Origin of the sequence: Kiritimatiella glycovorans (assembly GCF_001017655.1) — a bacterium.
GTDB lineage: Bacteria > Verrucomicrobiota > Kiritimatiellia > Kiritimatiellales > Kiritimatiellaceae > Kiritimatiella > Kiritimatiella glycovorans.
Map to the genome: position 1 here is coordinate 1,960,638 of NZ_CP010904.1, position 24,476 is coordinate 1,985,113.

Annotated in this window: 24 protein-coding genes; 2 read left to right on the forward strand and 22 right to left on the reverse strand. The window is 64.3% G+C overall.

The annotated features are described in order from the left end of the window. Window positions 1–10 precede the first annotated feature (10 nt). The 8 genes from L21SP4_RS08190 to L21SP4_RS08225 all read right to left on the reverse strand — a co-directional run bounded on the left by L21SP4_RS08190 (window position 11) and on the right by L21SP4_RS08225 (window position 10,340). On the reverse strand, window positions 11–2,164 hold the full coding sequence (locus L21SP4_RS08190; protein WP_144413804.1) for a glycosyl hydrolase family 32: 2,154 nt from the start codon (window positions 2,162–2,164) through the stop codon (window positions 11–13). 12 nt (window positions 2,165–2,176) lie between these two features. Next, window positions 2,177–2,995 (reverse strand): sugar phosphate isomerase/epimerase family protein, encoded by an 819-nt coding sequence (locus L21SP4_RS08195; RefSeq protein WP_160300758.1) that lies wholly within the window; start codon window positions 2,993–2,995, stop codon window positions 2,177–2,179. A gap of 80 nt (window positions 2,996–3,075) precedes the next feature. Beyond that, window positions 3,076–4,167, reverse strand: a complete 1,092-nt coding sequence (locus tag L21SP4_RS08200; protein ID WP_052883000.1) for a sugar kinase — start codon at window positions 4,165–4,167, stop codon at window positions 3,076–3,078. Window positions 4,168–4,252: 85 nt separating this feature from the next. Then, entirely contained in the window at window positions 4,253–4,882 is a 630-nt protein-coding gene (locus L21SP4_RS08205) for a bifunctional 4-hydroxy-2-oxoglutarate aldolase/2-dehydro-3-deoxy-phosphogluconate aldolase (RefSeq protein ID WP_052882199.1), read from the reverse strand. Between the two features lie 664 nt (window positions 4,883–5,546). Then, window positions 5,547–7,274, reverse strand: coding sequence for a sialidase family protein (locus tag L21SP4_RS08210; protein ID WP_052882200.1), 1,728 nt, complete (start codon window positions 7,272–7,274; stop codon window positions 5,547–5,549). A 20-nt stretch (window positions 7,275–7,294) separates the two neighbouring features. Further along, the gene (locus tag L21SP4_RS08215; protein ID WP_096335071.1) at window positions 7,295–7,984 is read right to left on the reverse strand and encodes an RraA family protein; all 690 of its coding nucleotides are present in this window, start codon (window positions 7,982–7,984) and stop codon (window positions 7,295–7,297) included. Window positions 7,985–7,998: 14 nt separating this feature from the next. Beyond that, window positions 7,999–9,258: an Nramp family divalent metal transporter gene (locus tag L21SP4_RS08220; protein WP_052882202.1), complete on the reverse strand. Its 1,260-nt coding sequence runs from the start codon at window positions 9,256–9,258 to the stop codon at window positions 7,999–8,001. Beyond that, window positions 9,255–10,340, reverse strand: coding sequence for a uroporphyrinogen decarboxylase family protein (locus tag L21SP4_RS08225; protein ID WP_096335072.1), 1,086 nt, complete (start codon window positions 10,338–10,340; stop codon window positions 9,255–9,257). The genes L21SP4_RS08220 and L21SP4_RS08225 overlap by 4 nt, the downstream gene beginning before the upstream one ends. A 166-nt stretch (window positions 10,341–10,506) precedes the next feature. Here L21SP4_RS08225 and L21SP4_RS08230 point away from each other — a divergent pair, with 166 nt between their 5' ends. Continuing rightward, on the forward strand, window positions 10,507–11,289 hold the full coding sequence (locus L21SP4_RS08230) for a helix-turn-helix transcriptional regulator (protein WP_052882204.1): 783 nt from the start codon (window positions 10,507–10,509) through the stop codon (window positions 11,287–11,289). A 385-nt stretch (window positions 11,290–11,674) separates the two neighbouring features. Here L21SP4_RS08230 and mnmA read toward each other — a convergent pair whose 3' ends face one another. The 6 genes from mnmA to L21SP4_RS08260 form a co-directional block, all read right to left on the reverse strand. Continuing rightward, the gene (gene mnmA / locus L21SP4_RS08235; protein WP_052882205.1) at window positions 11,675–12,745 is read right to left on the reverse strand and encodes a tRNA 2-thiouridine(34) synthase MnmA; all 1,071 of its coding nucleotides are present in this window, start codon (window positions 12,743–12,745) and stop codon (window positions 11,675–11,677) included. Between the two features lie 137 nt (window positions 12,746–12,882). After that, on the reverse strand, window positions 12,883–14,604 hold the full coding sequence (locus L21SP4_RS08240) for a GspE/PulE family protein (RefSeq protein WP_052882206.1): 1,722 nt from the start codon (window positions 14,602–14,604) through the stop codon (window positions 12,883–12,885). A 5-nt stretch (window positions 14,605–14,609) separates the two neighbouring features. After that, window positions 14,610–15,245, reverse strand: a complete 636-nt coding sequence (locus tag L21SP4_RS08245; protein ID WP_144413805.1) for a hypothetical protein — start codon at window positions 15,243–15,245, stop codon at window positions 14,610–14,612. Beyond that, a complete protein-coding gene (locus tag L21SP4_RS13110) occupies window positions 15,242–16,171 on the reverse strand; it encodes a hypothetical protein (RefSeq protein ID WP_160300761.1) in 930 nt (309 codons plus the stop codon). Before L21SP4_RS13110 ends, L21SP4_RS08245 begins: the two co-directional genes overlap by 4 nt. Beyond that, window positions 16,168–17,736 carry a hypothetical protein gene (locus L21SP4_RS08255; RefSeq protein ID WP_052882209.1) on the reverse strand — a complete coding sequence of 523 codons (1,569 nt, stop codon included), beginning with the start codon at window positions 17,734–17,736 and terminating at the stop codon, window positions 16,168–16,170. Before L21SP4_RS08255 ends, L21SP4_RS13110 begins: the two co-directional genes overlap by 4 nt. Before the next feature lie 11 nt (window positions 17,737–17,747). Further along, window positions 17,748–19,802, reverse strand: a complete 2,055-nt coding sequence (locus L21SP4_RS08260) for a type II secretion system protein GspD (RefSeq protein WP_160300763.1) — start codon at window positions 19,800–19,802, stop codon at window positions 17,748–17,750. Window positions 19,803–19,917: 115 nt separating this feature from the next. Between L21SP4_RS08260 and L21SP4_RS13115 the strand changes: the two genes are divergently transcribed. After that, entirely contained in the window at window positions 19,918–20,130 is a 213-nt protein-coding gene (locus L21SP4_RS13115) for a hypothetical protein (RefSeq protein WP_052882211.1), read from the forward strand. A 93-nt stretch (window positions 20,131–20,223) separates the two neighbouring features. Here the strand turns inward: L21SP4_RS13115 and rplQ are convergent, their stop codons facing one another. The 8 genes from rplQ to L21SP4_RS08305 all read right to left on the reverse strand — a co-directional run bounded on the left by rplQ (window position 20,224) and on the right by L21SP4_RS08305 (window position 24,472). Then, window positions 20,224–20,604 carry a 50S ribosomal protein L17 gene (gene rplQ, locus L21SP4_RS08270; protein ID WP_052882212.1) on the reverse strand — a complete coding sequence of 127 codons (381 nt, stop codon included), beginning with the start codon at window positions 20,602–20,604 and terminating at the stop codon, window positions 20,224–20,226. An 18-nt stretch (window positions 20,605–20,622) separates the two neighbouring features. Beyond that, entirely contained in the window at window positions 20,623–21,633 is a 1,011-nt protein-coding gene (locus L21SP4_RS08275; protein ID WP_052882213.1) for a DNA-directed RNA polymerase subunit alpha, read from the reverse strand. Window positions 21,634–21,696: 63 nt separating this feature from the next. After that, complete coding sequence (gene rpsK, locus L21SP4_RS13520) at window positions 21,697–22,239, reverse strand: 30S ribosomal protein S11 (protein WP_074041430.1); 543 nt, start codon at window positions 22,237–22,239, stop codon at window positions 21,697–21,699. A 57-nt stretch (window positions 22,240–22,296) separates the two neighbouring features. Beyond that, complete coding sequence (gene rpsM, locus L21SP4_RS08285; protein ID WP_052882214.1) at window positions 22,297–22,701, reverse strand: 30S ribosomal protein S13; 405 nt, start codon at window positions 22,699–22,701, stop codon at window positions 22,297–22,299. A gap of 16 nt (window positions 22,702–22,717) precedes the next feature. Beyond that, the gene (gene rpmJ / locus L21SP4_RS08290; protein WP_052882215.1) at window positions 22,718–22,831 is read right to left on the reverse strand and encodes a 50S ribosomal protein L36; all 114 of its coding nucleotides are present in this window, start codon (window positions 22,829–22,831) and stop codon (window positions 22,718–22,720) included. Beyond that, window positions 22,828–23,067: a translation initiation factor IF-1 gene (gene infA, locus L21SP4_RS08295; RefSeq protein ID WP_052882216.1), complete on the reverse strand. Its 240-nt coding sequence runs from the start codon at window positions 23,065–23,067 to the stop codon at window positions 22,828–22,830. The genes rpmJ and infA overlap by 4 nt, the downstream gene beginning before the upstream one ends. After that, on the reverse strand, window positions 23,067–23,822 hold the full coding sequence (gene map / locus L21SP4_RS08300) for a type I methionyl aminopeptidase (protein WP_052882217.1): 756 nt from the start codon (window positions 23,820–23,822) through the stop codon (window positions 23,067–23,069). The genes infA and map overlap by 1 nt, the downstream gene beginning before the upstream one ends. Then, window positions 23,819–24,472 (reverse strand): adenylate kinase, encoded by a 654-nt coding sequence (locus L21SP4_RS08305; RefSeq protein ID WP_052882218.1) that lies wholly within the window; start codon window positions 24,470–24,472, stop codon window positions 23,819–23,821. The genes map and L21SP4_RS08305 overlap by 4 nt, the downstream gene beginning before the upstream one ends. Window positions 24,473–24,476: the final 4 nt, after the last annotated feature.

The window sequence follows — 24,476 nt, forward strand, 5'->3', positions numbered from 1 at the left end:
GTGTTCTTTCTCACGGCTCCAGCGCCGCGCGGCCCACGGTGTCCGTCGCCCCGGTGTAGCCGGGGCCGCCGCCGGCGAGGTAGCCGTCGCTGCGGCCGGAACGGTCCCGGCTGACCCAGAACGCGTAGAGTGAGCCGTCGGTCAGCTCGAATTGGAAGCGGACGGGTGTGTCGGCCAGTTCCGAGAGATCGGCGCCGCCCTTCCATCTGACCGCCGCGAGCGTGCTGTCGACGGAGAGCGGTTTGCAGTTCTCGAGGGTGAACGGGGGGATCGGCTCGCCGTTCTCGTCGAGCACGGCGGCGCGCAGGCGACCGCCGGGCGCATCGACATTCACGAAGAGGCGTTTGCCGGAAAAGGTGACCGGGCGGGTGGTCAGTGTGCCGGGATCCGCCCCGGCGTCCATTGAGGCGAACCCGTCGCGGCGCAAAACGGCGAGACCGGTCGCGCTGTTATCGTAAGTACCCATCCTATTGCCCGGTTTTCCCCGGTAACCGGTGTAGTAGAAAAAGAGCTTGTCGCCCATGATCGTACACACATTCCCCAGCGACTGCACATACCCGCGGGCCCAGGCATCGTGGCGTTCGGCGGGGATATGGACTCGGCGGTCCGGGCGGTGGAAGTGGAAGCCGTCGCGGCTGTAGGCGAACTGCAGCTCGGTGATCTTCGGCAGGCCCGCTTTGTGGCAGATCTCGTTCGGCGGCCCCCAGTGGAGCTGGAACTGGCCGAGCATGATGCTCTCGTAGGCCACCGCGTCGAAGTTGTAGAGCTGGGCGGGACGTCCGGTGAGGTAATCCACCTTTACGCCCCGATCCTCGTCGAGCATGTCGCCGTCGTTCTCGTCGGCGGTCAACCACGGGACTTCCTCTGCGTCCGTCCGCTGTGCGCCCGCGACGAAGTCGTCGCATTCGTAGTATTTGCGTGCGCGGCCGCGTCCGGGAAATCCGGCGCGGATGCTGTAGACCCATTTTTGGCGGAAGGGATTATAGAAGTGGGTGCTGCGATCGCCCGCCGTGCCGGATTCGGTCCGCCGGTCCCAGTGGATGCCGTCCGCCGAGGTCAGACAGAATCCGGGTTGCGGCTTGCCGGGCGGCTGGATGAAGAGCGTCCATTTCTCCGCCGGTCGCGCAGCGTCCCAGTTGCGAACCACCGTCCAGGAGTCCGGGGTAATTCCTTCGGGATGAACGAGATTACCCTGCTCGGGCCACACATCATAGTTCGGACGTTCCCAGTGAATCCCGTCGCGGCTGGTCACTAGGGCGATCGGCCCGAACCACGAGGTCTCGTACCAGAGTTTGAAGTGCCCGGCGTCCGGATCCCACCAGCACCCGCCGCTCTTCGGGACCGCCCCGGCGTTGCCGTGTCCGGACGGTTTGGAGTGCCCCTCCGGCTCGACCTCGCCCCGCTCGACCGGCGTCTCGGGCTTGAGCACCGGGTTGCCCGCGTATTTCTCGGGCCGGTGGAAGGTCCGTTCGAGCGAGGTCTCCGCGATCAGGAAGTCGTCGATAAAGAGCTGGCGGCCGACGTCGATCGGGATGACCTCCGGCGGATGGTCGAGGTACGGCACCGGCATCGGGCTGGTGTCCGAAGGATCGATATTCCGCGGCGGCCATTCCTCGGGCAGCCGGATGCCGTTGTAGAGCCGTTCGCCGGTATTTGCGCTCCAGGGTTTCTCTTCGTATTGAATGGCCTCCCCGAGCCCCACCGCCACGACAAACTTGTTGAATACGAATCGCTCCCCCGTGCGGACCTGTTTGCGGTAGGCGGCCACCCGGTTCCACGCCTCGTCGCCGAACAACTGAAACGAGGCGGAGTCGGGCACCCGCTCGAACCCGGCCGCTTCCAGCGCCTCGGCCTGCGATCCGTATTTGGCACCGGGCACCGGCGTCAACACCGTCAGCGACCCCGGATCCAGCACGAGCCAGTCCTCCGGCTGAGCGATGCCGTTGCGCAGGAACGGCAGGCCGTGCAGGTCCTCCGGCACCTGGTCGGTGAGCGTGTAGCCGCGGTCGGTGAAGAGTTTGACGCCCGGTTCGAAGCGGGCGACCTCGCCCTTCCCGCGGAATTGAAGCGAAGCGCCGGAATCGGCGTATGCGGGAGAGGCAAAGATAACTGAGCCGATCAGGATCAGGCAGGCTGCGACTGGAGCTCTCTTAATTTTGGTCATTTCTTCCATTGATCAACGCGGATCGATGCATCCCGTTCCCTCGAGGTGCTTCAGACTGTGCCTCATATTTTCGACAACCTGCTCCTCCGACGCGGATCCGGAGTTGAGTTCCATGGCGGCATACACGGGTTCCGCGCGGTCGCCCAAAAGATCGGCGATTTTTTCAAACGACAGCGGATTGCCGTCGAGGACCGGCAGGGCCTCGCCGTCGCGGGCGGACTTGAGGTGCAGATACGAAATCCGGTCGGCATAGCGCCGGATGAACGCGGCGGCCTCTTCCGGCGAGGCGGGATGATCGCCGGTGAACAGGTTGCCGGTATCGAGCTGCAGTTCGACCGCGGGATCCAGTTCGTCCAGCAGCCGACGCATCCCGATGACGCCGTCCGCGCTTCCTTCGAGCACGACGTCGGCATTCTCGATCATCAGCCGGCGTCCCTTCGCCTGCGCCTTTTCCGCGGCCCAGCGCGCAGAAGCCAGCACCTGTTCAAACTCCGCCCGGCTCCAGCCGGTGTCGCCTTCCCCGAGCAGCGCCAGTACCCGCATCCGGCTGGGCCCCTCGAAGCAGGCGGCGTTGACCAGCGCCCGTTCGAACACCGGTTTGAAGTCTTCGGCCAGCAGACCGCGCTGCATGGAATACAGGACCTCCAGCCCCCGCTCGCGGGCGTCGGCGGCAATCCGTTCGCAGTCGGCCTTCGACAGCGTTGCGTCCGGGTCGCGCAACTCGATCCACGACAACTCGAGTTCGCGCGCTATATCCAGCTGCCGGCGGGCGGTCTCGACCGAAACCGACACCGTCGGGATGAAGTTCTGGGTCGTATAGCCGATCTTCATTTCGGACTCCGTGGGTGAAAAATTCGAAACACATCCCGCGCCGAACAGGACCGCGAACGCGACGCCCGTCGCAAACATCCTCATCGCACCACCCTCCCCGACCCGCTGCCGCGCATCAGCGCCTCGACCTCCGCGCGACGGCTGTGATTCCAGTCGCCCTTGATCGAGTGGGCCAGGCAGGAGGCGGCCACGGCAAAGGCGATGGCGTCGGCATGCTCAGTATATTCCCCGCTGTGGAGCGCGAAGATCAGTCCGGCCGCGAAGGAATCGCCGCCGCCGACGCGGTCGACGATGTTGCGGATTTCATAGGGGCGGTATTCCCCGTCCCTCATCGGCGCGAACACCGCCTGTTCGCTTTCGGTGTCGTAGAGCATCGCGCCCCAGTTGTTGTGGCTGGCGGAGATGCTCTCGCGCAGGGTAATCGCGACCTTGCGCACGTTCGGGAACTGCCCGGCGATTTGACCGGCCACCTCGGGATACTTGTCGATCGCCAGTTCCCCCGACTCGACGTCCGAGTCCCCGGCGCGAATGCCGAGCACGTCCTCGGCATCACCCTCGTTGCCGATCACCACATCCACAAACGGAAGGATGTCGCGCATCGTCCGCCCGGCCAGCTCACGCGGCGACAGGGTTTCGTCCCATTTCCAGAGTTTTTTGCGGAAGTTGAGATCGCACGAAACCGTCAGTCCGGCCTCCTTCGCCCCGCGCACGGCGGCGAGCGACGCCTCGGCCGCGCAGCGCGAGAGCGCCGGCGTGATGCCGGAAATGTGCAGCCAGCCGGCGTCCGCGAAAATCGCGTCCCAGTCATAGGCGTCGGCGGGGGTCCGCGACACCGCCGAGTGTTCGCGGTCGTAGATCACGTTGCTCGGCCGCTGATTGGCGCCGGTCTCGACGAAGTACAGTCCGAGACGGCCGGAGTCCGTTCGCACGATGTGCCGGGTTTCGACGTCCAGCGCCTTCAGCGAGCGGACGCAGGCGTCGGCGATCGCGTGGTCCGGCAGGGCGGTGACGTAAGCGGACGATCCGCCCAGCATGGCGATCGACGCTGCCACGTTGGCCTCCGCGCCCGCAAACGTAAGGTCCAGCCGGCCCGGGCAGCTCTGGCTGAAGCGGTAGAATCCCTCCGGGGCCAACCGCCCCATTATCTCTCCGAATCCGACAACCGGCTTCATGCTTCTGCTTTCCTTTCTGTTGTGCGTCATCTTTTGCATCTCCGGCAGGGCGTGTTCTCCGAATGCGGCGCCTTTCCTTTTTCGCTCAGGCCACGGCCGCCGCGGCGGCGGCCCGTTTCCCGATCTCCTCCCAGCGGTGTTCACGGATCAGGTCGCGCGGGGCGATCCACGATCCCCCGACCGCGCAGATCAGGGGGCTTTCCAGCCAGCCCGGCAGGTTGTCCTGGTTGAGCCCGCCCAGCGGGATGAACTGCAGGTCGAGGTGCTTGTACGGTCCGGCGGCCGATTTGAGATACTTGAGTCCGCCGCAGGGTTCGGCCGGAAAGAACTTCAGCGTGCGGCACCCCAGCTCCACGGCCGCCTCAATCTCCGACGGGGTCATGACGCCCGGCGCGAACGGGAGTTCCGCCGAGGCCGCTTCTTCCATGACGTCGCGGTTGAGTCCGGGAGCGACGGCAAAGGCCGCCCCCGCATCCCCGACCCGGCGCACCTGCTCCCGCGTAAGTACCGTACCCGCCCCCACCAGGATCTCAGGAACGCGTTCACGAATCACGGACATCGCCTCGAGCGCGGCCGGCGTGCGCAGCGTCAGCTCCATCGCCCCCACCCCGCCCTCGAGCAGCGTCTCCGCCAGAGGGACCGCATCCGTCGCCTCGTCGATCACCAGCACCGCGATAATCCGCTGCCCGGCCAGCAGCTCCCTGAACCGATCCATTTCACCCCCCTTATATACTATTGCATATTATATAACATACGAAAAGATAATATACACTGATAATGAATCGCGGCCGACGGATCAAGTTGAAAAGGGGCTATGGGTGGATTTTTATGGAAGGGTTCCCGGGAAGAGAATGGGATTCACCACAGCGGTCACAGAGGATGCCGGGGTCGGGATGGGAGACGACAACCGTTCGTAGTAGCGCCGCAAGGCCCGGAGGGCCAAGACGCGTGAAGATAACGGCCCTTGTCCGCTGCGCGGACCTGCGGGCCTACTACGAGCGTGAAGAAGTTCGTAGTAGCGCCGCACGCGCCCGAAGGGCCAAGGCGCGTGAAAGATAACGGCCCTGGCCCTGCTTCGCAGGCCTGCGGGCCTACTACGAACGTAAGAGAGAACGCACGATCTCTTTGCCTGTGCTCTTCTCATTCATCTTTTGGGATCGCGCCTTCGGCGCTTCGAGTACGCGTACGAGTACGAGTGCGAGTACGAATGATGTTCACCCCTTCATGCTCTTCATGTCCTTCATGGTGAATCCCATTCTCTCTCCCCCTCCGATCTACCGCATCCCACCTTTCCCGGGAACCCTTCCATAAAGACCCACGAATGACCGATTTTTTACTAGGGTTTCAGGTCTCGGCCGACCTGCCCTTCCCGGCACCGCTCATTCAGCCGCGAACAGCGGCACGGCCCATTTTCCGAATTCGATCACCTCTCCGGCCGCGCATGTCTTCTGGTACAGCGAGCACAGGTTGGCGGGATAGGACGTGTGCTCGAAGAGGTTGAATTCGGACAGCGCGACTTTCTCGAAGCCCTGGGCTTCGAGCTTCGCCGACTGGCTTCCGCTCGGATTGCGGTCGGGCAAAGGCGTGGCGAAATAGACCACCCCCGCCCGGGAAACGGTCACCGATTTATCGCCGTCGATCGGCACCTGCAGGAAGCGGGCTCCCTTGAGCGCCTCGGGACATTCGGACAGCGCGTAGCCGCGGTCCGTGAAGAGCTTCGCGCCCGGATCGAACGCGAGTACCTGCACTTCGCCCGCGGCGAACGCGCCGACGGGTGAGCGGCGCAGCGCCGCTCCGTCGGCGTTGTCGCGCGGCGGGTTTTCGTCCCGCTTCCACTGCGGCGTCGCCTCCCGGGCGCCCTGATGGCGCGGGTTGCGGGCCAGCCCCTTGTCGATCACCTGCCGGAAGAGGGCCTTTCCGGAAACCGGCTCGCCGGCCGCGACGTCCTGCTCGGTGAAGGCCGCCATCAGGATTTCTTTCGCGTGGTGGCGCTCGCGGTCGTAGATCACGTAGATCGTGCCGTCGTCGGCCTGCGTGGCGTCCGGGTAGGAAACATGGGAGCGCTCGTCGATCATCAGGCCGCCGGTCCAGCTCTCTCCGTCGTCGTCGGACAGGAAGGCCATCAGGCGCTCGCGCCGCCCGGTTTTCTCGCCGGGTTCTCCGTGCTTGACGAGCAGCAGCTTACCGGACTGCAGACGGCCGATGTAGAAGCGGGCGACGGTGTGCTCGATGTCGGAGGGCTCCATCGGGGTCCAGGTCTTTCCCTGGTCGCGGGAAAAGCTCTCGCCGATGCCGTAGTTCATGCGGCTGAGCAGCCACAGCGAACCGTCCTCGCGCTGCACCACCTGGTTCTCGTCGCAGTTACGCCCCTCGGGCATCGGCACATGGCCGCGGAACTCGAAGGTCCTGCCCTTGTCGGTGGAAAACAGCGGCCGGAACGGCAGCCGTCCACCGCCCTCGGCACGGGTCAGCGTACCCACCGGCCAGACCCAGGTGCCGTCGGAGAGCACGGTCGGCTTGTTCATGTGGCCGTAGTCGGTGGCGATAAGCTGCGGCGAATCCCACTCCGGCGACGGGTCGCCGGGGTTATCGGTGGTGATCGCCCACAGCTGCATGCCGCGGCACTGGTTCTCGAGCACAAAGGTCCGGTAGGAACGGATATCGTCGAAGCGCTTTTTCATATCCGCGGCGTTATCAGTCGTATAGCGGATCGGCCAGATGCTGAAGGTGAACCACATGCGGTCGTCCGGATCCATCCAGAGCCCGGCATAGGAGGCCCGGAACGGCGGATCGATGACCATCTGCGGATCGGACCACGTGCGGCCGCCGTCGCCGCTGGTGGCCAGCATCACGATATTGCTCCAGCCCTCGCCGGTGTCGCCCGAGTCCCACGTCGCCCACAGGCGTCCGTTGGGGGCGGCGCTGATCCCGAACGAGCAGACGAACATGCGGTTTTCCGCATCGTACTCCGGACCGGGATCGGTGACGACATAGGGCATATGCGGCCAGCGCGGGGCCTGCTCCGGGTCGCTGTAGTCGGCGGCCGGCAGCGACAGTGCGGACAGCAGGACGGTCAGGGCGGTCAGTTTTTTTATCGTCTTTTTCATGGCATCTCCTGTTTGCGGGATCACATGATCCCGTACGTATCGAAGGCCTCACGGGCGCCCATTCCGCCCCGGATGGCCTTCAGCACGGTCTTTTCGCCGCGGGCCTTTTCGATCGCCCGGACGAACACCTCGGTTTCGATCTCGCGGGGAACGACGCAGACACCGTCCATATCCCCGAAGACGATATCGCCGTCCGCCACGCGCACGCCCTCGATCTCCAGCGGGACGCGGAAATCGAGGACCTTGCCGCGCGGGGCCTGGTCCTGGGCGTAGCGCCCGTAGGAGAAGCAGGGGAAGTCCTGCGCCAGGATACCGCGCGTATCGCGCGAATAGCCGTTTACGACCGCGCCGGTCGCCCCGCGCTGAATCGCGCACGCGCTCATCAGCTCGCCCCACAGGGCGTACGACGGCGATGCACCGCTGCAGACATAGACCTCGTTCGGGCGCAGGTCGTCGAGCGCCTCGAGCATCAGGCCGAACGGTCGTCCGAGCAGCGGGTTGCGCTCCGCGGGTTCCGCGATCGGCGGCACATCCGCCTCCAGCACCGGCATCGCCCTCCCGACGGCCACCATATCCTTCCGCAGCGGTTTGATCCGCGGCGGCAGGAACTGGTGCAGCAGCCCCATCTTATCCATGATATCGCCTACCACGGCGGTGTACAGCTCCCCGCGCGCGAGCGCGAACAGCTCCTCGTCATCGTTCCACATCATCGAATCACCCTTCCTCATGACGCGATCAGTTCCATCAGCGCGACCACGGCGTTTCTCGACATGACCAGCGCGAAGATCAGGGCGGTCCCCATGCCGGCGTTCAGCCAGAACCCGGCCCTGCGCTCGCCCATGATCGACCGCTTGTTACAGAGCACGATAAAGAGCGCGACCACCAGTGGGAGGATGAACACCTGCGAGACCTGCGTGGCGATCTGGGCTGCGATCGGATTGGCGCCCAGCACCGGCACGACCAGGCCCAGCACACAGGCCACCGCGGTCAGGATGCGGAACAGCTTCGACTTGCTGTCGAACACCCCGTTGCGGTAGTCGCTGATCAGCAGCGGGGCGACCATCGCGGCCGGGAATACGGACGAGAGCCCGGCGCTGAGCGTCCCGACCAGGAACAGCGCCACGGCGTAGCGCCCCGCCACCGGTTCCAGACTCTGCACCATGTCCAGCACATGGTGGATCTCCATGCCCCGGCGGTGCAGGGCCCCGGCCGCGCAGGCCATCACCGAACCGCTGACCACGAACATCAGCGCCGCGCCGCTGAAGGCATCGATCGACTGGCGGCGGTGATCCTCCGCCCCCCACCCCTTGGCCTTGAGCAGCAGCGGGCGGACGACGAAGGTCGGTGCCGCCATGGTCGTGCCCACAAACGCGGCGATCATCAGCGTCGCGCCGGGCACGTCCGGCACCGTCGGCACAAACCCGCGAACCACCTCGCCGGCCGGCGGGAAGACGATGAACATGGAGACGATAAAGGAGAGTCCCAGGATGGTGACGAAGAAGATCAGCACCTTCTCGAAGAAGGAGTAGCCGCCGTGCCAGAGCAGGGCGTACATGGTCGCCATCACGACCGCCGCGATGCCCAGTACGGGCCAGTAGGCGTTTTCGGGCAGCGAAGGGATGAAGAGCCGCAACGCCTCGTAGACCGCGCTGGAGGAGAGGCCGACCAGGCCGGAGAGACAGCACCACTGGCCGACGACGACCCCGATCACCACCAGGACGGCCAGGACGTTTCCGGCCGGCATGTGCCGCCGGCAGCCGTGGACCGCCGTATCCCCCGAACACAGCGCGAAGCGCCCGGAAGCCTCGAGCAGGATCCACGAGAAGAAACAGCTGAGGGCCAGCACCCACAAAAGCTGCATGCCGAACTGACTGCCGGCCTTGCTCATCGAGGTCACGCTGCCGGTGCCGACGGTATAGCCGATGGCGAACAGCCCCGGCCCGATGCCCGCCAGTGTGCCCAGGATTTTTCGGGTAAGGTTCATGACCGGCTCCTCGTTTCAGCTTTAGCGATATCGTACCGTCGCGCTTCGTCGAGCATCACAAAATACGAGTCCGGCGGGATGTAGGCGGTGACCCAGTTTCCCGCTCCGAGAAAATAGCCGCCGCCGGGATGGCAGGCGTCGAGGACCGTCCGGGTGCGCGCGCGGATGGCCTCTTCGCTGCCGCGCGCGAGCAGATCGACATCGATCCCGCCCAGCAGCGTCAGGCGGTCGCCGTAGCGCGCCTTCACCTGCTCCACCGGCACGATGTTGTCCTCGAACGAGTGCTTGGCGTCGATGCCCACGTCGTCGATATAATCGTCCATCAACTCGTACATGTCTCCGCACGCGTGAAGGAAGAACAGCTTCCCCTTTTCGTGTGCCAGCGCCGCCAGCCGCCGGTGCCACGGCAGCAGGTAGCGGCGCAGCGAGCCGGGATCGATCATCAGGCCGGACTTGTACCCCATGTCGTCGGCGATGTAGAGCGCGCCGAACGAATCGAAATCGCACAGGCAGGAGGCCACCGACACCACGAACGAACCGACCTTTTCAAACACCGCCCCGACCAGCTCCGGGTTTTCGTAGAGCGCGAAGCAGAGCGACTCGAATCCGAACAGATCGCGGACCACCTCCCACAGGTCGAGCACGTGGAACGCGCGCATGTCGTCGGGTCTGATCCCGTCCAGCTTTTCGAGCACGGCGTAATCCGCGTCCCCCGGATCCGGCCAGGGAAACGACTCGAATTCCTCCCAGGTGGTGATCGCCCCCTTTCCCTCCTGCGACCACTCGCCCTCCAGCTTCGGGGCCGTCATGCGCGCATTTTCCGGAAAGACCCGGAACAGCTCGTGACCCAGGTGGCGATGGACCGCCAGCCTTCGCTCGAGGTCCTGATCCGGATCGTCCGGCGACCCTCCCTCCCACAACCCCAGCCGCCCGGCGATCTCCGCCATGACATGATCGGCGATGCCGTGTTCGAAATAGTGGACGCGGTCGGGCGTACCCTCCCGTCGTACGGTCCGCATAAAACCGTCCCAGTCCGGGGTCACCGCCGGAAGGCGGACTCCCGTGTTCGCTCCTGTACCCATACTGAAAACCTGTCCCGTCAAGAACCGCGGCGTGGCCGCATGCGTGTGCTGTGTTCCGGCCTGTATATGGGAATCGGAGCCGCGCAGGAACCTTTTTCCGTTCTCTTGAAGCAGAATGTGCTCTTCCGTATAGTCCGTGGTTCGTTATTGTATATATCGACCCCCGATGAACACGGAGCACTATTTTAAATCGGTCACCCGACTGCGCATCGCGCTGGAGGAGTTCGCGGCGGGCGAGATCATGCGCAGCGCGGCGTTAAAGAAGAAGGCCGCCGGGGCACTGAGCGCCCTGACGACCGATTTCAGACGCGCCCTGAAGGCGGAGGATTACGAGGCCTTCAATCGAACGGACTACCGGCTCCACCACACGCTGGTCGAACTCCCCGGCCTTCCGGTGCTGGTGGAGAACTGGGAGGCGGTATGGGAAGTCCACGCCGGGCTGCACCGCGACCGGCTCCGCGAGTACTGGCCGAATCTGCGGATCCTGGTGGAGGAGCAGGAATACCTGATCGAAGTCCTCTGCTCGTTTGATCCCGTAGCCATCCAGGACGCCATCCATAATCATCTGGAATCACTCTGGTTCCGTATTTACGAAGGCTATGCCGCTCCGCCGGCCGAACCCGAGAATCCGCTGCCGCGCGTACGGTCCTATCTCTCCTACCACCTGCACCGTCCGCTGGATCTCCGGGAGATCGCGCGCAACGTGGCCTTTACGAGCCCGGGACACCTCTCCCGTCTGATGCGGCAGCAGTGCGGGGCGGGATTCAAGGACTACGTGCGCAATCTCCGCATGGAGAAAGGCGAGGAACTGCTGCGGCGAACCCGACTGCCCGTCAGGCAGATCGCCCGGAGGACCGGCTACCCCTCCGCCTCCCGCTTCTGCGAGTATTTCAAGCGCACGTACGGGATGACGCCGACGGCCTACCGCAGGAAGCACCCCGACGCATGACGCCGCCACCGACCCGCCTTTCCCGGCGGTCCCCTTTCCTGACTTCAACATTGCCCGAAGACGCGCTCGAATCCCCCTGTGAACATTGAAGTGAGTTTTGAATCAGGGTGTCCCGGCGGAAAAAAAGGGTTATTCGTGGATTTTTATGGAAGGGTTCCCGGGAAAGGTGGGATGCGGCAGATCGGAGGGGAGAGAGAACCATGAAGAACATGAAGGTTGGTTGAGGAGGGGGACATATACTCGTACTCGCACTCGTACGCGTACTCGGAGCGCCGAAGGCGCGATCCCACTCCCCCGATTCAAGGAATTCGAGTACGAGTACCGCTTCGCTGAGTACGAGTACGATATTCCCCCGGGTGTCCCCATGTTGAACTCAGGCCCTTTGTCAGGCAGGAAGGTCCGACCTGTATGCGGCGATCCACCCGCCGCCGAGGACGCGGTCGCCGTCGTAGAAGACGGCGGCCTGGCCGGGGGTGAGGGCGAACTGCGGTTCGTCGAAGCGGACCTCGGCTTCCCCGCCTGCGTACTTCACCTGCGCGAACCCGCCGCGGTGGCGGTAGCGCGGCTGAACGCGGCATCGCAACGTTCCCTCCGCGGGCGGATCGACCAGCCAGTTGAGCGCGCGAACCGTGCACGAGGAATGGAGGAGGTGTGACCGGGGCGCGAGTGTGATCTCGTTTTTCGCGGGGTCGATATGCGCCACATGGCGGCGTTCACCGGTGGCGACCCCGATGCCGGTGCGCTGACCGAGGGTGTAGAGGTGATATCCACCGTGTTTTCCGATCACCGCCCCGGTCTCATCGCGGACGAGGCCCTCCCCAGTAAGATCGGGGTGCAGCGAAGCGACCAGCGCGCCCCGCGATACGTGATCGGTGAAACAGAGGTCCTGGCTCTCGCGGCTGGGCCGGACGGGCAGGCGGCGCCGTCTCGCTTCGGCCTTCACGTCCTCCTTATGCCACGCGCCCAGCGGGAAGCGGATCTTCGGAAGGCGGGGGCGGTCGATCCGGTGCAGGAAATACGACTGATCCTTGTGCGAATCCGCGCCGCGGAGCAGCCGGACCTCCCCTTTCCGATCCTCGAGGCGGGCGTAATGACCCGTGGCCAGCAGCCCGCAGCCGTGTTCCGCGGCGGCGTCCATCAGGAACCCGAACTTCATGGTCTCATTGCAGACGATGCAGGGGGAAGGCGTGCGGCCCGAGGCGTACTCGCGGGCGAACGGAAGAATCACGCTCGTGCGGAACCTCTCGCGCGCATCGACCGTGACGTGCCTGATGCCGAGGTGTTCACAGATCTCCTCCGCCCGGCGGGCGTCGTCCCCGCCCCCGCCGGGCGGATCGACAAACCGCGCCGTCAGGCCCAGTACCTCCCGGCCCTCGTCGAGCAGCAATGCGGCGGCCACAGCGCTGTCCGTCCCGCCGCTGAGTCCGATCGCGATGGTATGTCGGGGGTTGGACAATGGGTTCAGGGGTTGGGGATGGGTTTTCGGGTTGCCGGGTTGTCAGGTTGTCGAGTTGCCGGATCCCGTCGGCGGCCGCCTTCTCTTATTCCGGCTGACTCAGGTCTCAGGCCTCAGGTTTCAAACTCTCCCGAGGATCAATATCCCTTCTTATGCAGGGGTTTGGTAACGCGCAGCATTTCATCCAGCGAGGTCTCGCCGCGGCGGACGAGTTCCCAGGCGCTGTTCCAGAGGGTGATCATACCCTGTTCGATCGCGCGCTCCATGATCTCGCCGCTCGAGAGGCGGCGGGAGATCAGCGAGCGCAGATCGTCGGTGAGCACCATAATCTCGAAGACCGCGCGACGGCCGCGGTAGCCGGTGAAGCGGCAGTACGGGCAGCCGGGTGCCTGACGGCAGTTCGCGTCGTCGATCCCCTCCAGACCGGATTCCCTCAGATCCTGTTTGACGCCCGCGGGCAGCTCGCACTCCACGGCGCAGCGCGGGCACAGGCTGCGCACGAGGCGCTGGGCGATGACCCCCTGCAGTCCTGAAGCCACGAGATAGGGTTCGATACCCATCTCGATCATCCGCGTCACCGCCCCGCCGGTATCGTTGGTGTGCAGGGTACTGAACACGAGGTGTCCGGTCAGGGCCGCACTGACGGCGATCTCCGCAGTCTCGGTGTCGCGGATTTCGCCGATGAGAACCACATCCGGATCATGGCGGAGGATGGATCGCAATCCGCTGGCGAAGGTAAATCCTATGCCGCCGTTGACCTGGAGCTGGGAGATCCCCGGGATCCGGTATTCCACGGGGTCCTCGAGCGTGATGATTTTGCGTTCGTTATTATTGAGATGGTCGAGTGCCGCGTAGAGGCTGGTGGTCTTCCCGCTTCCCGTGGGGCCGGTGAACAGGATCACGCCGTGCGGCTGGGCGAGCATATCGTCGACCCAGCTCCGCTGTCGTTCCGAAAGCCCCAGTTCGTCCAGGTTGATAAACCGGGACTGGCGGTTGAGGATGCGCAGGTTGACCGTCTCCCCTTCGGTGGCGGGCAGCACCGAGACGCGGACGTCGATATTCTGATCGTCGAGATCGAAGCTGAACCGTCCGTCCTGGGGCAATCTTTTTTCGGCGATATTGAGCTGCGCCATGACCTTGACGCTGGACATCAGCGCACGGGCGTGTTTGTTCAGCCCCCGCGGCGTGGGCACCGTATAGAGCACGCCGTCGATCCGGTACCGCAGGCGGAACCCGTCCTCCTCGGGCTCGAGGTGCAGGTCCGTCGCACCGCAGCGGATCGCGTCGTGCAGGATTTCACGCACGAGGGCGGGCATGTCTCCTTCCGCGTCGCTCCGAGACCTGCGTCCGGATCCTCCCTCCATCCGCAGGTAGGTGGCGATTCCGACCCCGTAGTAGTGCTTGATAAACTCCGAGAGTTCCTCCGACGTGCAGAAGACCCAGCGCAGCGAGTAGCCGAGCAGCACGCGGAGGTGTTCCTCCTCCGCCGCCGAGCGGACGCGGTCGGTCGCCAGCACCAGGACGCCGCGTTCCAGCGATACGGGCATGACGCGAAAATTGACGACGGCCTTAGGCGGAACCTGATCGACGATTTCCGGCGGGATCTCGTGGTCCGCGGACGCCAGCACCGGGATGCCGGTCAATTCCGAGAGGATCTCGAGCAGTTCGCTCTCGGCGAGGACCCCGTCTCTCAGGATCTGCCGGTCCAGCGGCTGTTTAAGCCACGCCGCGCGGTCGCGGTATTCCTTAAGGCGCGCCTCACTGATTGTGCCGCGGCGGACGAGCGCTTCCCCCAGCCGCTCCTGGAGGTCGGAGCGGGCGGAAGGGCCGGCGGATGAGGATGTCGACCGCTTGCTCATGACCGTCAGGGCTCCGTGAATTTCACGGGATGATCGCGCTGGAGTGTCTTTTTGTGGTCGCCGGAGACGACCACCAGGCCCGACTTCATAATGTCGCGGACCTCCACCCAGTCAATTTTGGCCCCCTCGCCGTAGAACGCGCTGCCGGAGCCCTGTTTCTCGATGAGCGCCCGTTCGACGCCGTCGGTACGCTGCAGGTATCCCCGGTAGATCAGGGTCATCGTCTTCTTCGGCGGAGGTGGCGGGGGCTCCTTCTTTTCCTGTTTCTCTTCCTGTTTCTTTTCCTGCTGCGCCTTTTTGCGTGCTTCGGCGGCTTCGCGCGCCTTGCGTTCCGCCTCGCGCTTTTTACGCAGCGCCTCCATCCACTGATTGATCTTCTCCGTCAGGTACGCGGACCGGAAGGGGTTTTGCGCCGGGTCGACCTCGATCCGCGCATAGGCGCGCCCTGCCCCGGCGAAATCATCCGACGGCCTTTCCGCTTCGGCCTGCAGGTCCGGCCCGGAGACCTCTCCCGCCCGTTCGTAGGCCCTCGATTCGCGCTGTCCCCACCAGATCAGCACCGCGCAGAACATGGCGGCGGCGGCGGCGGCGACCCAGCGCACGTCGAGTTTCTGAAGGCGCTGCCAGAAAGCGGCCATCATTCCGCCTCCTCCGCGGGTTCGGGCGCTTCGGGTTCCGGCTCCGGTTCGGGCCGGCGGGCACCGACCGCTTCGTTCTTTTCAGGCTCCGTCTCCTCTTCCGGTGTATCGAGTTCCTCCTCCAGTTCCTCTTCCGTGCGGGTACTCTTGAACCGTTCGGCGCCGCATATCATGCGGAGCTTGAGCACGGGCCCGTTGGTGGTCCCCTGCCGTTCGGCCCAGAAGCGGCGCAGCGCAAAAAAGTTATTAGTCGAGGAGAGGTCTTCGAGAAGTTTCAGCGTGCCCGGATAGTCGGCCACCGCCTCCACGGAAACGGGGTACTCCACGAGGGCCTGTTGGTTGGTATGGCCGATCACGAATTGTCGCGGCTGATCCTGTTCGAGGGCAGTCACCTCCGGAATGGTCGTTTCGAGAAAACGGTCCATGAGCACGGTGGTGGACGCCAGCTGCCACAGGCGTGTCTCGGTGCTCTCTTCGGCGCCGATATTTTCGCTCATCCCCAGATCGGCCGGAACCGCAACCTTCTTTTCAGCGGCACGGGCCGCGATCCGTTCGCGGGCGGCGTACAGCGCCACCTTGTAATCGATCAGTCCCTCTTCGGTCGTCGAGAGAATATCGGCGAGCGTCACCCCTTTGCCGAAGGTCCGGACGTGGGCCTGAAGCCTCTCCCAGCGCTTCCGCAGGCGCTGGTAGCGGTTGCGTTCCCACGACACGAGGTAGCGCAGGCTCTCTTCTTCCGGCACCTCGGTATAGGGACTGAGCCTTGATTCCAGTTCCACGATCTGTTCGAGGTGCTGGAGCTTGCGGCTGCGCATGGGCCGCCAGACCGCCAGCAGCAGGACGGCGATCACGACGAGCGTGACGAGCACGATGGCTACGATCCCGCGTCGTTCCCACACACTTGCGCTGAATGGTCTCCGGTCCGTCACGGCTGCATCATCTCGATTTCAAGGGCGAACAGCGTGGCCTCGGCAAACGACCAGCGCTCTTCGCGTGTTTCGCTCTCTCTGACCTGGTCGTCGGGGAGCAGGTCCACGTCGGCCACCAGCGGATGACTGCGCAATTTCTCGATCATGCCTCTCACCGTAGAGAGATCGGCCACGGGGGTATAGCCTTCGACCACCAGATGGCGGATGCGCGGTCCCATTTCCGTGTTTTCCTGCAGCTCCGCGTCCTGATCCTGCGCCTCGTCATCCTCGTCGACCCCGCGCGCTTTCCGGTAGGAGCCGAGGTCGGAGACCAGCGTAATCCAGTCGTTCTCGTGCTTGGATCCCGACACGGCCGCCAGCGCGGCCTGCAGTACGCGCCCGTTACGCACTGCAATTTCGAGCGGTTTCACCCGTCGCTGGAGCCGGCTGTTGAGCTGGCGGTAACGTTTGATTTCCTGTTCGAGCTGGCTGAACTGTTCGAGGCGTTTCTGTTTGCGGTGCAGGGAGGACTGCAGGCGTTCAACCGTGTTGCCCTCGGAGGTGATCACAATCATGGCGGCGAGTACGGCCAGGAGCCCGGAGAGGATCCAGTATTTCATCTGCCACTGGAGATTGATCTTTTCCCTCAGCGGTTCGGGAAGGAAATCCAGATCCAGGGGGGCCTTGCCGATACCCCGCAGGGCCAGGCCCGCCGCGGCGGCATACCGGGTCGGCTCCTTGAGCCCCGGCGCGCGCCAGGACTTGGGGAACAGCGTGCATTCCAGTTCCGCGCCGTCGGAGATCCGCTGCTGCCAACGCCGCGGAAATTCGCTCATGCCGCTGATGACAAGGCGGCCGGGATAGAATTTACGGGCCGGGTAGCGGGTGCGGAACGACGTCAGGCAGGCGTGGAGTTCCGAGTACCATTCCTCGAAAGCCGTCTCGGGCGAACCGTCCTCGCCTCCCTGTTCCAGTTCGGCGTGACCGACCAGGAATCGCCGGCTGAACAGCGGTTCCCGGCCGTGTCCGAAGATGACCTCCGTATACTGCTCCGAAATCCATGCCGTGGCGAAGGCCTCGTCCCGTCCGGCCAGCAGGAGAGCTGCCGCGTTGAACGCCGCCGCGGGGCGCGGGGCGAGGCCGACGATCTTCAGGCGCGAGTTGCGCGGCAGTTCCAGCGCGCGGCGGACCGATTCCTCTCTCGTCATTGAGAACAGGAGCCGACGTCGGCGGCCGAGTTTTTTGAGCGTCCGGCTGGTGCTCACCGTCCCCTCGCCGCCGACCCCTTCGAAGTGTTCCTCCTGCTCCTCGACGATTTCCCGCGTTCCGCGGGGATCATCGGGTTCGACCTGGATCAGGCGGAGCAGAAGCGCGTCGCCGCTCAAGCCCGCCACGCAGGGACGACCGGCCACGCCTTTGCTCTCGAGGAAGCGGCGCAATACATCGCCTTCCGCCTCTTCGTCCCCGGCGAGACGGAGAAACCCCACCGTCTGCAGCTTAAGAAACGGGCCGCGGCGCTGGGCGCGCACCACCGCCACCCCCTGCGAGGTGATATCAAGTCCAAGAGCTTCGGTGTACGCGGGCATACTGGACCGGGCTAGCCGGATTTCCCTTCGGCTTTCGGCGCTGGCTTTTTCTCGTCGGCCTTGTCCTTCTCCGGGGCCGACTTTTCGTCGGGCTTCTTCGCGGGAGCGGATTCTTCAGCCGGCGTTTCCTTCACGACGGCCTGATCTTCCGTCACCGGAGCGGCGGCGGCCCGTGGCTCACGGGGGGCGGCCTGCTCCCCGGCGGCGGGGCGGTTAATCGACGAACGGCTCAACCGGTTGGCGGGCAGCAATGATTCGCCGCGCTCGGACAGGACGGTCGCCGTAACGAAAATGAGCAGGTTGCGCGTCTGCTCCGAGGTGTGCTCCTGGCGGAAGGCCTTGCCGATATACGGCAGATCCCCGAGCAGGGGCACCTTGTTTTCGGTGTCTTTTTCGACCACGTCGATGAGACCGCCCATGACGACGGTCTCTCCGCTTTCGACCACCACGCGGGTCTGGACCTCTTTGCGGGAAAACTTGGGCAGCTTGACCTCGATCTGCTGGACCTGCTGCGCACCGGCGACAACGTTCGTGGACTGGTAGCTCTCAAAGCCTTCAAACTGTGCGATCGTGGGCTGGAGCAGCAGATTGATGGTACGGAGGTCGGCGCCGACGCTGGGGACCGCGACGAGGGTGATGCCCAGTTCCTCCATCTTCGGCGCGCCCGAGGGCATCAGGGCGGTCACCGTATACTTCCGGTTGTTCGCGTCGACCAGCGCGAATGCCTGGGCCTTGAATTCATCATAGAACCGGAAGTCCTGGCCATTGCGCAGTTTCGCCGGGGTGTTGTTCAGGGTCGTCACGCGGGGGACCGAGAGCGTGCGGCCCTTCCCCGAGATGTCGAGGGCATGAAGCACGGCCTGGAACTGGGCGTTGTTCAGAATGCCCTGGTACGTCATATTCAGACCCTGGTCGGCGAGGCTGAAGCTCTGGTCGGAATCGTTGAACACATCGACCGGCGAGAGTTCGTCCTGTCCCGTGAAGCGGTCAAAGGACACGAGCGGATCGTTCGGCCCGCCCCCCACGATGACCTGGTCGGAGTGAAACGTGCTGAAGTCATCGTTCAGAATCCATTCGACGCCCAGCTCGCTCAGGTCCGAGAGCGTGGTCTCGATAAAGCGGGCCTCGATGAGAATCTGCGGCGGATAGGTATCGAGCGTGCGGATAATCTCTTCGGTTTTTTTCAGGTTGACGGGCGTGTTCTTCACGACCAGCGAATGGGCGTCGCGGTCCAGCAGCAGCGCGGCTCCCTTGGGCTGCGGTACGAACTGCTTGATTACCTTTTCAACGGAGGTTTCGCCGTCGGGGAGTACGGTGGAGAGCGAGGAGAGCCCGGCGATTTGATCCTCCTTGCCCTTCTCCGTCCCTTTCCAGTCCGAAGCGTGGAGCAGCAGTCCGCGCTGCAGTTTAAAGATGCGGGTCTGGAACATCGGCCCGTCTTTCGGGTTCGGCTTGGTAATCCAGAGAATATTTTTTCCGAAGTAGAACTCCACGCCGAAATTGCGGGCGATATAGTCGAGCACCTCGGAGAGCGGAGTGTTGCTGACTTCGACGTCCAGTCCTCCCTTCACGGACAGGTTCTGGTCGGCGATGACGTTGAGGTTGCGGTCTTCGGATATCACCCGCATGAACTGGTTGAGCGAGGCGTTCTTGAGGTGGATGGTAACCGGCTTGTTCAGCTGTTTCAGGAGGGGATAGTCCTCTTCGAGGTTTTCGACCTCGTCGCGGTCGACGAAACGACGCATTCCGTAGGTGCCGGGTAGATCCCATCGCTCCCGCGCGTCCTGTGCCAGCGCGCGGGTGGTGGCTTCCTGCTGGGCGTCCAGTTCCTTTTCGCGCTGCGCCTGCAGGGCCTCGAGCACCTCCGCGCGCAGGGTGCGGAGGCCGGGGGTCTCCGGAGCGGTGTAAGATATATCGACGCACCGCATCAGGGCGCGTCGGTAGCGGCCCTGTTCATAGAGCGCTCTGGCCTGCTCCATCATACCCGCCGCTTCCTCGTGGGTGATCTCGGGACGCGATTCGGCCGCCGAAGCCTCCCGGGAAGCGGAGCCGCCGCCCGTGTGCATACAGCCGGCGGAGAGCGCGGCGGCGAGAACGAGCGTCCATGCGGAAGTGAATATTACAGCCCTGTGTGTGGATTCAGCCCTTTCGTGAAAGGTGCGCATCAAGGAATCCTCCCTTTTGGATCTGCGGCCCGAGGTGCATATGGGAGACACCATCGCCGATTTCAGCGATTTTTTCAATACCGGGGTCAGCAGTTCTCATTATGGCCGCATTCCGACCGCGGACGGCGTGGCAGCCGTCCCTCCCGAGTCGATATCCGACGCCTTTTCGGGCATTGGGAGGGTCGGGTTCCACCCCGACCGAACCCGACCGAAAAGGGTGAAGCCATAATGAGAATCGCTGTACCGGGGTCGCGATGAACGGGTGGACGAAAAAAGCCCGGGGCTCACGCACCGGGCTTAAGGGGAGGACGTGAACCGGACTTCAGCCGGTCTGACCGACGGATTCGGCGGCCTCCACCCATTCGATGAGGGCCATTTCGGATCCGTCGCTCGAGCGGGCTCCGAGCTTGAGGATCCGGGTATACCCGCCGGAGCGATCGGTGAAGCGGGGAGCAAGCTCATCGAAGAGCTGTTTAACGGCATCCTCCTGGTGCAGCTCAGACAGCGCGTGGCGGCGGTGCGCCAGCGTGCCCTTTTTGCCCAGCGTCACCATCTTCTCCGCCACGGGGCGGAGGGCTTTCGCCTTGGTGAGCGTCGTCCGGATCCTGCCGCGCCGGATAAGGTGACACACCTGGTTGGCGAGCAGCTCGTTGCGGTGCGCCGAGGAGCGCCCCAGTTTTACATTTCTCTTCCGGTGTCTCATGATCGCGGTCCCCTGTCCTTATTCTCCGGCATCCTCGCTTTTATGCTGCAGCAGCTCGGGATCGAACGACATTCCGAGCGAGAGGCCCATTTCGGCGAGCTTGGCCTTGATCTCGTTGAGGGATTTTTTGCCGAAGTTGCGGTACTTCAGCATCTCCGATTCCGTCTTGGTCGCGAGTTCGCCGACCGTGGTGATATTGGCGTTGTTGAGGCAGTTCGCCGCGCGCACGCTCAATTCGATCTCGTTGACGCTGATGTTCAGTTTGCGCCGCAGTTCCTCGCGCTCCTGATCGACCTGCTTCTCGCTTTCCTCGAACTCGATGAAGTCCTTATCGTAGCTTACGAAGACGTCGAGGTGGTGGCGCAGGATGGCCGACGCCATGGTCAGCGCCTCATCGGGCGTCACGCGTCCGTCCGTCCAGATCTCCAGCACGAGCTTGTCGTAGTCGGTCCGGCGTCCGACACGGGTATTTTCGTCCATGTACTTGACCCGGCGCACCGGCGAAAAGAGGGCGTCCATCGGGATCAGGCCGATTTCCTGCTCCTCTTTCTTATTCCATTCCGCGGCGCAGTACCCGCGGCCGACGCGGACTTCGAGCTCCGCCTGGAAGTGCCCGTCTTCCGCCAGCGTGGCGATCGTGAAATCGGGGTTGAGCACTTCGCTCATCCCGTCGGTCTGGATATCGCCTGCCGTCACCGGCCCCGGACCTTTCTTATCGATCCGCAGACGGCGCGTTTCGCGGGTGTAGACTTTAAGCAGGACCTTTTTGAGGTTCAGGATGATGTCCGTGACATCTTCGAGCACGCCCGGCAGCGAGCAGAACTCGTGGGGCGCGCCCTCGATTTTCACCGAGGTAATGGCGGCGCCTTCGATCGAGGAGAGCAGCACGCGGCGGAGCGAATTTCCGATCGTGCGCCCGTAGCCGGCTTCAAAAGGTTCGGCATGGAACCGGCCGTAGGTATCGGTGCAGACCGCTTCGTCGCGGACCACCCGCTTGGGCATTTCAAATCGTGCAAGTCGTACTGGCATAATGACGTCCTCCCAGGCCCGGCCGTTACCCGAACCGTATGGTTTTCGTCCCTTGGTTCTCGTTTACACCCGGCGCCGCTTGGGAGGGCGGCATCCGTTGTGGGGCACCCCGGTGGTGTCCTTGATGGCGGAGATATTGAGTCCGGCGGCCTGCAGGGCGCGGATCGCGGACTCGCGCCCGGCGCCCGGCCCCTGTACTCGGATCTCGACCTCGTTCATTCCCTTTGAGATGGCATCGCGGGCGGCCTCACGCGCCACGGTAGTGGCCGCGAACGCCGTGCTCTTGCGCGAACCCTTGAACCCGCACCGGCCGGCGGCGCTCCATGCGACCACGTTGCCCCGCTTGTCGGTGATGGACACGATCGTGTTATTGAAGGTGGCCTTGACAAAGGCGACCCCGGACGGAATATGGCGCCCGCCCTTGCCGCGTCCTTTCGGCTTCGCCGGCGCCGGTTCCTCTTCGCCGAGCAGATCGGCGGCCGTCGCGGACCCGCCGGATGCCTCCTGCTCCGAAGCCTGCGGCTGCGCCTCGGTCGGCTTCGTGTCGGTGGACTCGGCCTGCGGCTCTTCCGCCTCGGCGGACTGTTTCTTTTCTTCGTCAGCCATGATGGTCTCTCGCCTCCGGATGGTTGCTTATCGAGTCAAAAGCGGCGGGGTCTGCGGTCAGCGGGTCGCCTGTTTGGCCGCTGCGCGGGCCTCTTTGCCGCGGATGGCGCCGACCGTCTTCTTGCCGCCCTTGCGGGTGCGTGCGTTGGTTTTGGTGCGCTGCCCGCGCACGGGAAGTCCGCGCCGGTGCCGCAACCCGCGATAGGAGCCGATGGAGATCAGCCGGCGGATATTCTGCGAGACCTGGCGGCGCAGGTCCCCCTCCACCTGGTACCCGGACTGCAGCACGTTCGAGAGCCGGGTAATTTCTTCGTCCGTCAGTTCGTCCGCCTTCTTGGCGGGATCGAGTTCGGCCTGGCGGGTCACCTGCCGCGCCATCGTGGGGCCGATGCCGTAAATATAGCACAGCGCGTATTCCAGACGCTTGCGTCCCGGGATGTCCACTCCGATTACTCGCGGCATACGTTCTGCTCCTCGTTCAGCCCTGGCGCTGTTTATGCCGGGGGTTGCTGCAGACGATGCGGACCACGCCTTTGCGCCGCACCACCTTGCACTGTTCACACATTCTCTTGACTGAAGGCCGGACTTTCATGATTTACGCTCCTCTGCTGAAGCGACGATACACCCTTTCGACATATCGTAGGGAGACATCTCCACCGTGACCATGTCTCCGGGCCGCCACTTCCGCGGTCCGCATTCTGTACGCCCGATAAACGCCACGACGCGATGACCGTTACGCAATTGCGCACGAAAGGCGTTACGGTCTATCACGGCCTGCAGACGCGCGTCCAGTAAAATTGTCTCTTTTTTCTCTTCGGCGCGGCTCATCAGAAGTCCGGCACCGGGGTCAGGATCTCGGGTTCGTCGCGGCCCACCGCCACCGTGTACTCGTAGTGCGCGGAGGGGCGGCGGTCACGCGTGACCACGGTCCAGTCGTCCTCGAGCACCTGCACCGCGGATCCGCCCATATTGACCATCGGTTCGATGGCCAGGGTCATGCCCGCTTTGAGCCGCGGGCCTTTGCCCGGCGGACCGAAATTGGGGATCTGCGGTTCTTCGTGCATCTCGCGGCCGATCCCGTGGCCGACGAACTGGCGCACGATTGAAAACCCTTCCTCCTCCGCGCGCGACTGCACCGCATGGGAGATATCCGAGAGGCGGTTGCCTTCCACGGCCCGGGCCACGCCGGCCTTCAGGGCCTCCCGGGTGGTGCGGCAGAGGCGGCGCACGTCCGGATCCTCCACCCCCACGGCCACCGTCGTGGCGCAGTCGCCGACGAATCCGTCGAGGACGATGCCGATGTCGATGCTGACGATATCGCCGGGGTTGATGCGGCGGGCGGCCGGGATCCCGTGGACGACCTCTTCGTTGATTGAGACGCAGAGGTGGGCGGGATAGCCGCGGTATCCGTAGAAGGCGGCGGTGCCGCCGGTATCGCGGATCATCTCGCGGGCGAGTTCATCGAGTTCGCGGGTGGTGACGCCCGGTGCGACGCGGCCGGCGACGGCCTCCAGCACGCCGGCCGTGGCGCGGCAGCTGCGCCGCATGGCGTCCAGCTCTGCGGGGGACTTCACGGGAATCATGGGGACGCCCCGAACGCCCGCTGCACCTCTTCAAAGGTTTCCCCGGCCGTGCCGCCGGCCTCGATCTCGTACAGGATGCCGCGGCTGCGGTAGTAGTCGCGCAGGGGATCGGTCTGTTCGCGGTAGACCTCGAGCCGGTGGAGAATGGTCTCCCGGCGGTCGTCGTCGCGCTGAATCAGTTCACCGCCGCAGCGATCGCAGACCCCCTCCGTTGAGGGCGGATTATTACGGACGTGGTACACCGCTCCGCAGGCGCGGCAGACGCGCCTGCCCTCCAGGCGTTCGACGACTTTTTCCCCGTCGATCTGAAGCAGGAGCACGGCCTGAATGGTACCGTTCAGTTCGTCCATCAGGCGGTCGAGCCCGCGGCCCTGTTCCACCGTGCGCGGAAAACCGTCGAAGAGATAGGTGGTGTCGGCCGGGTCCGATTCCATCCTCCGGCGGATGATACGCAGGATCACTGCGTCGGGGACCAGTTCGCCGCGGTCCATATACCGCTTTGCTTCCAGACCCTCCGGCGTCTCGGCGCGCACCGCCTCGCGGAGCACATCGCCCGTGGCCACATGCTGAAGCTCACGCTCATCCCGGAGCTGCTGGGCCAGCGTGCCCTTGCCTGCCCCCGGGGGACCCAGAAGTATGATCGCGTCCATCGCC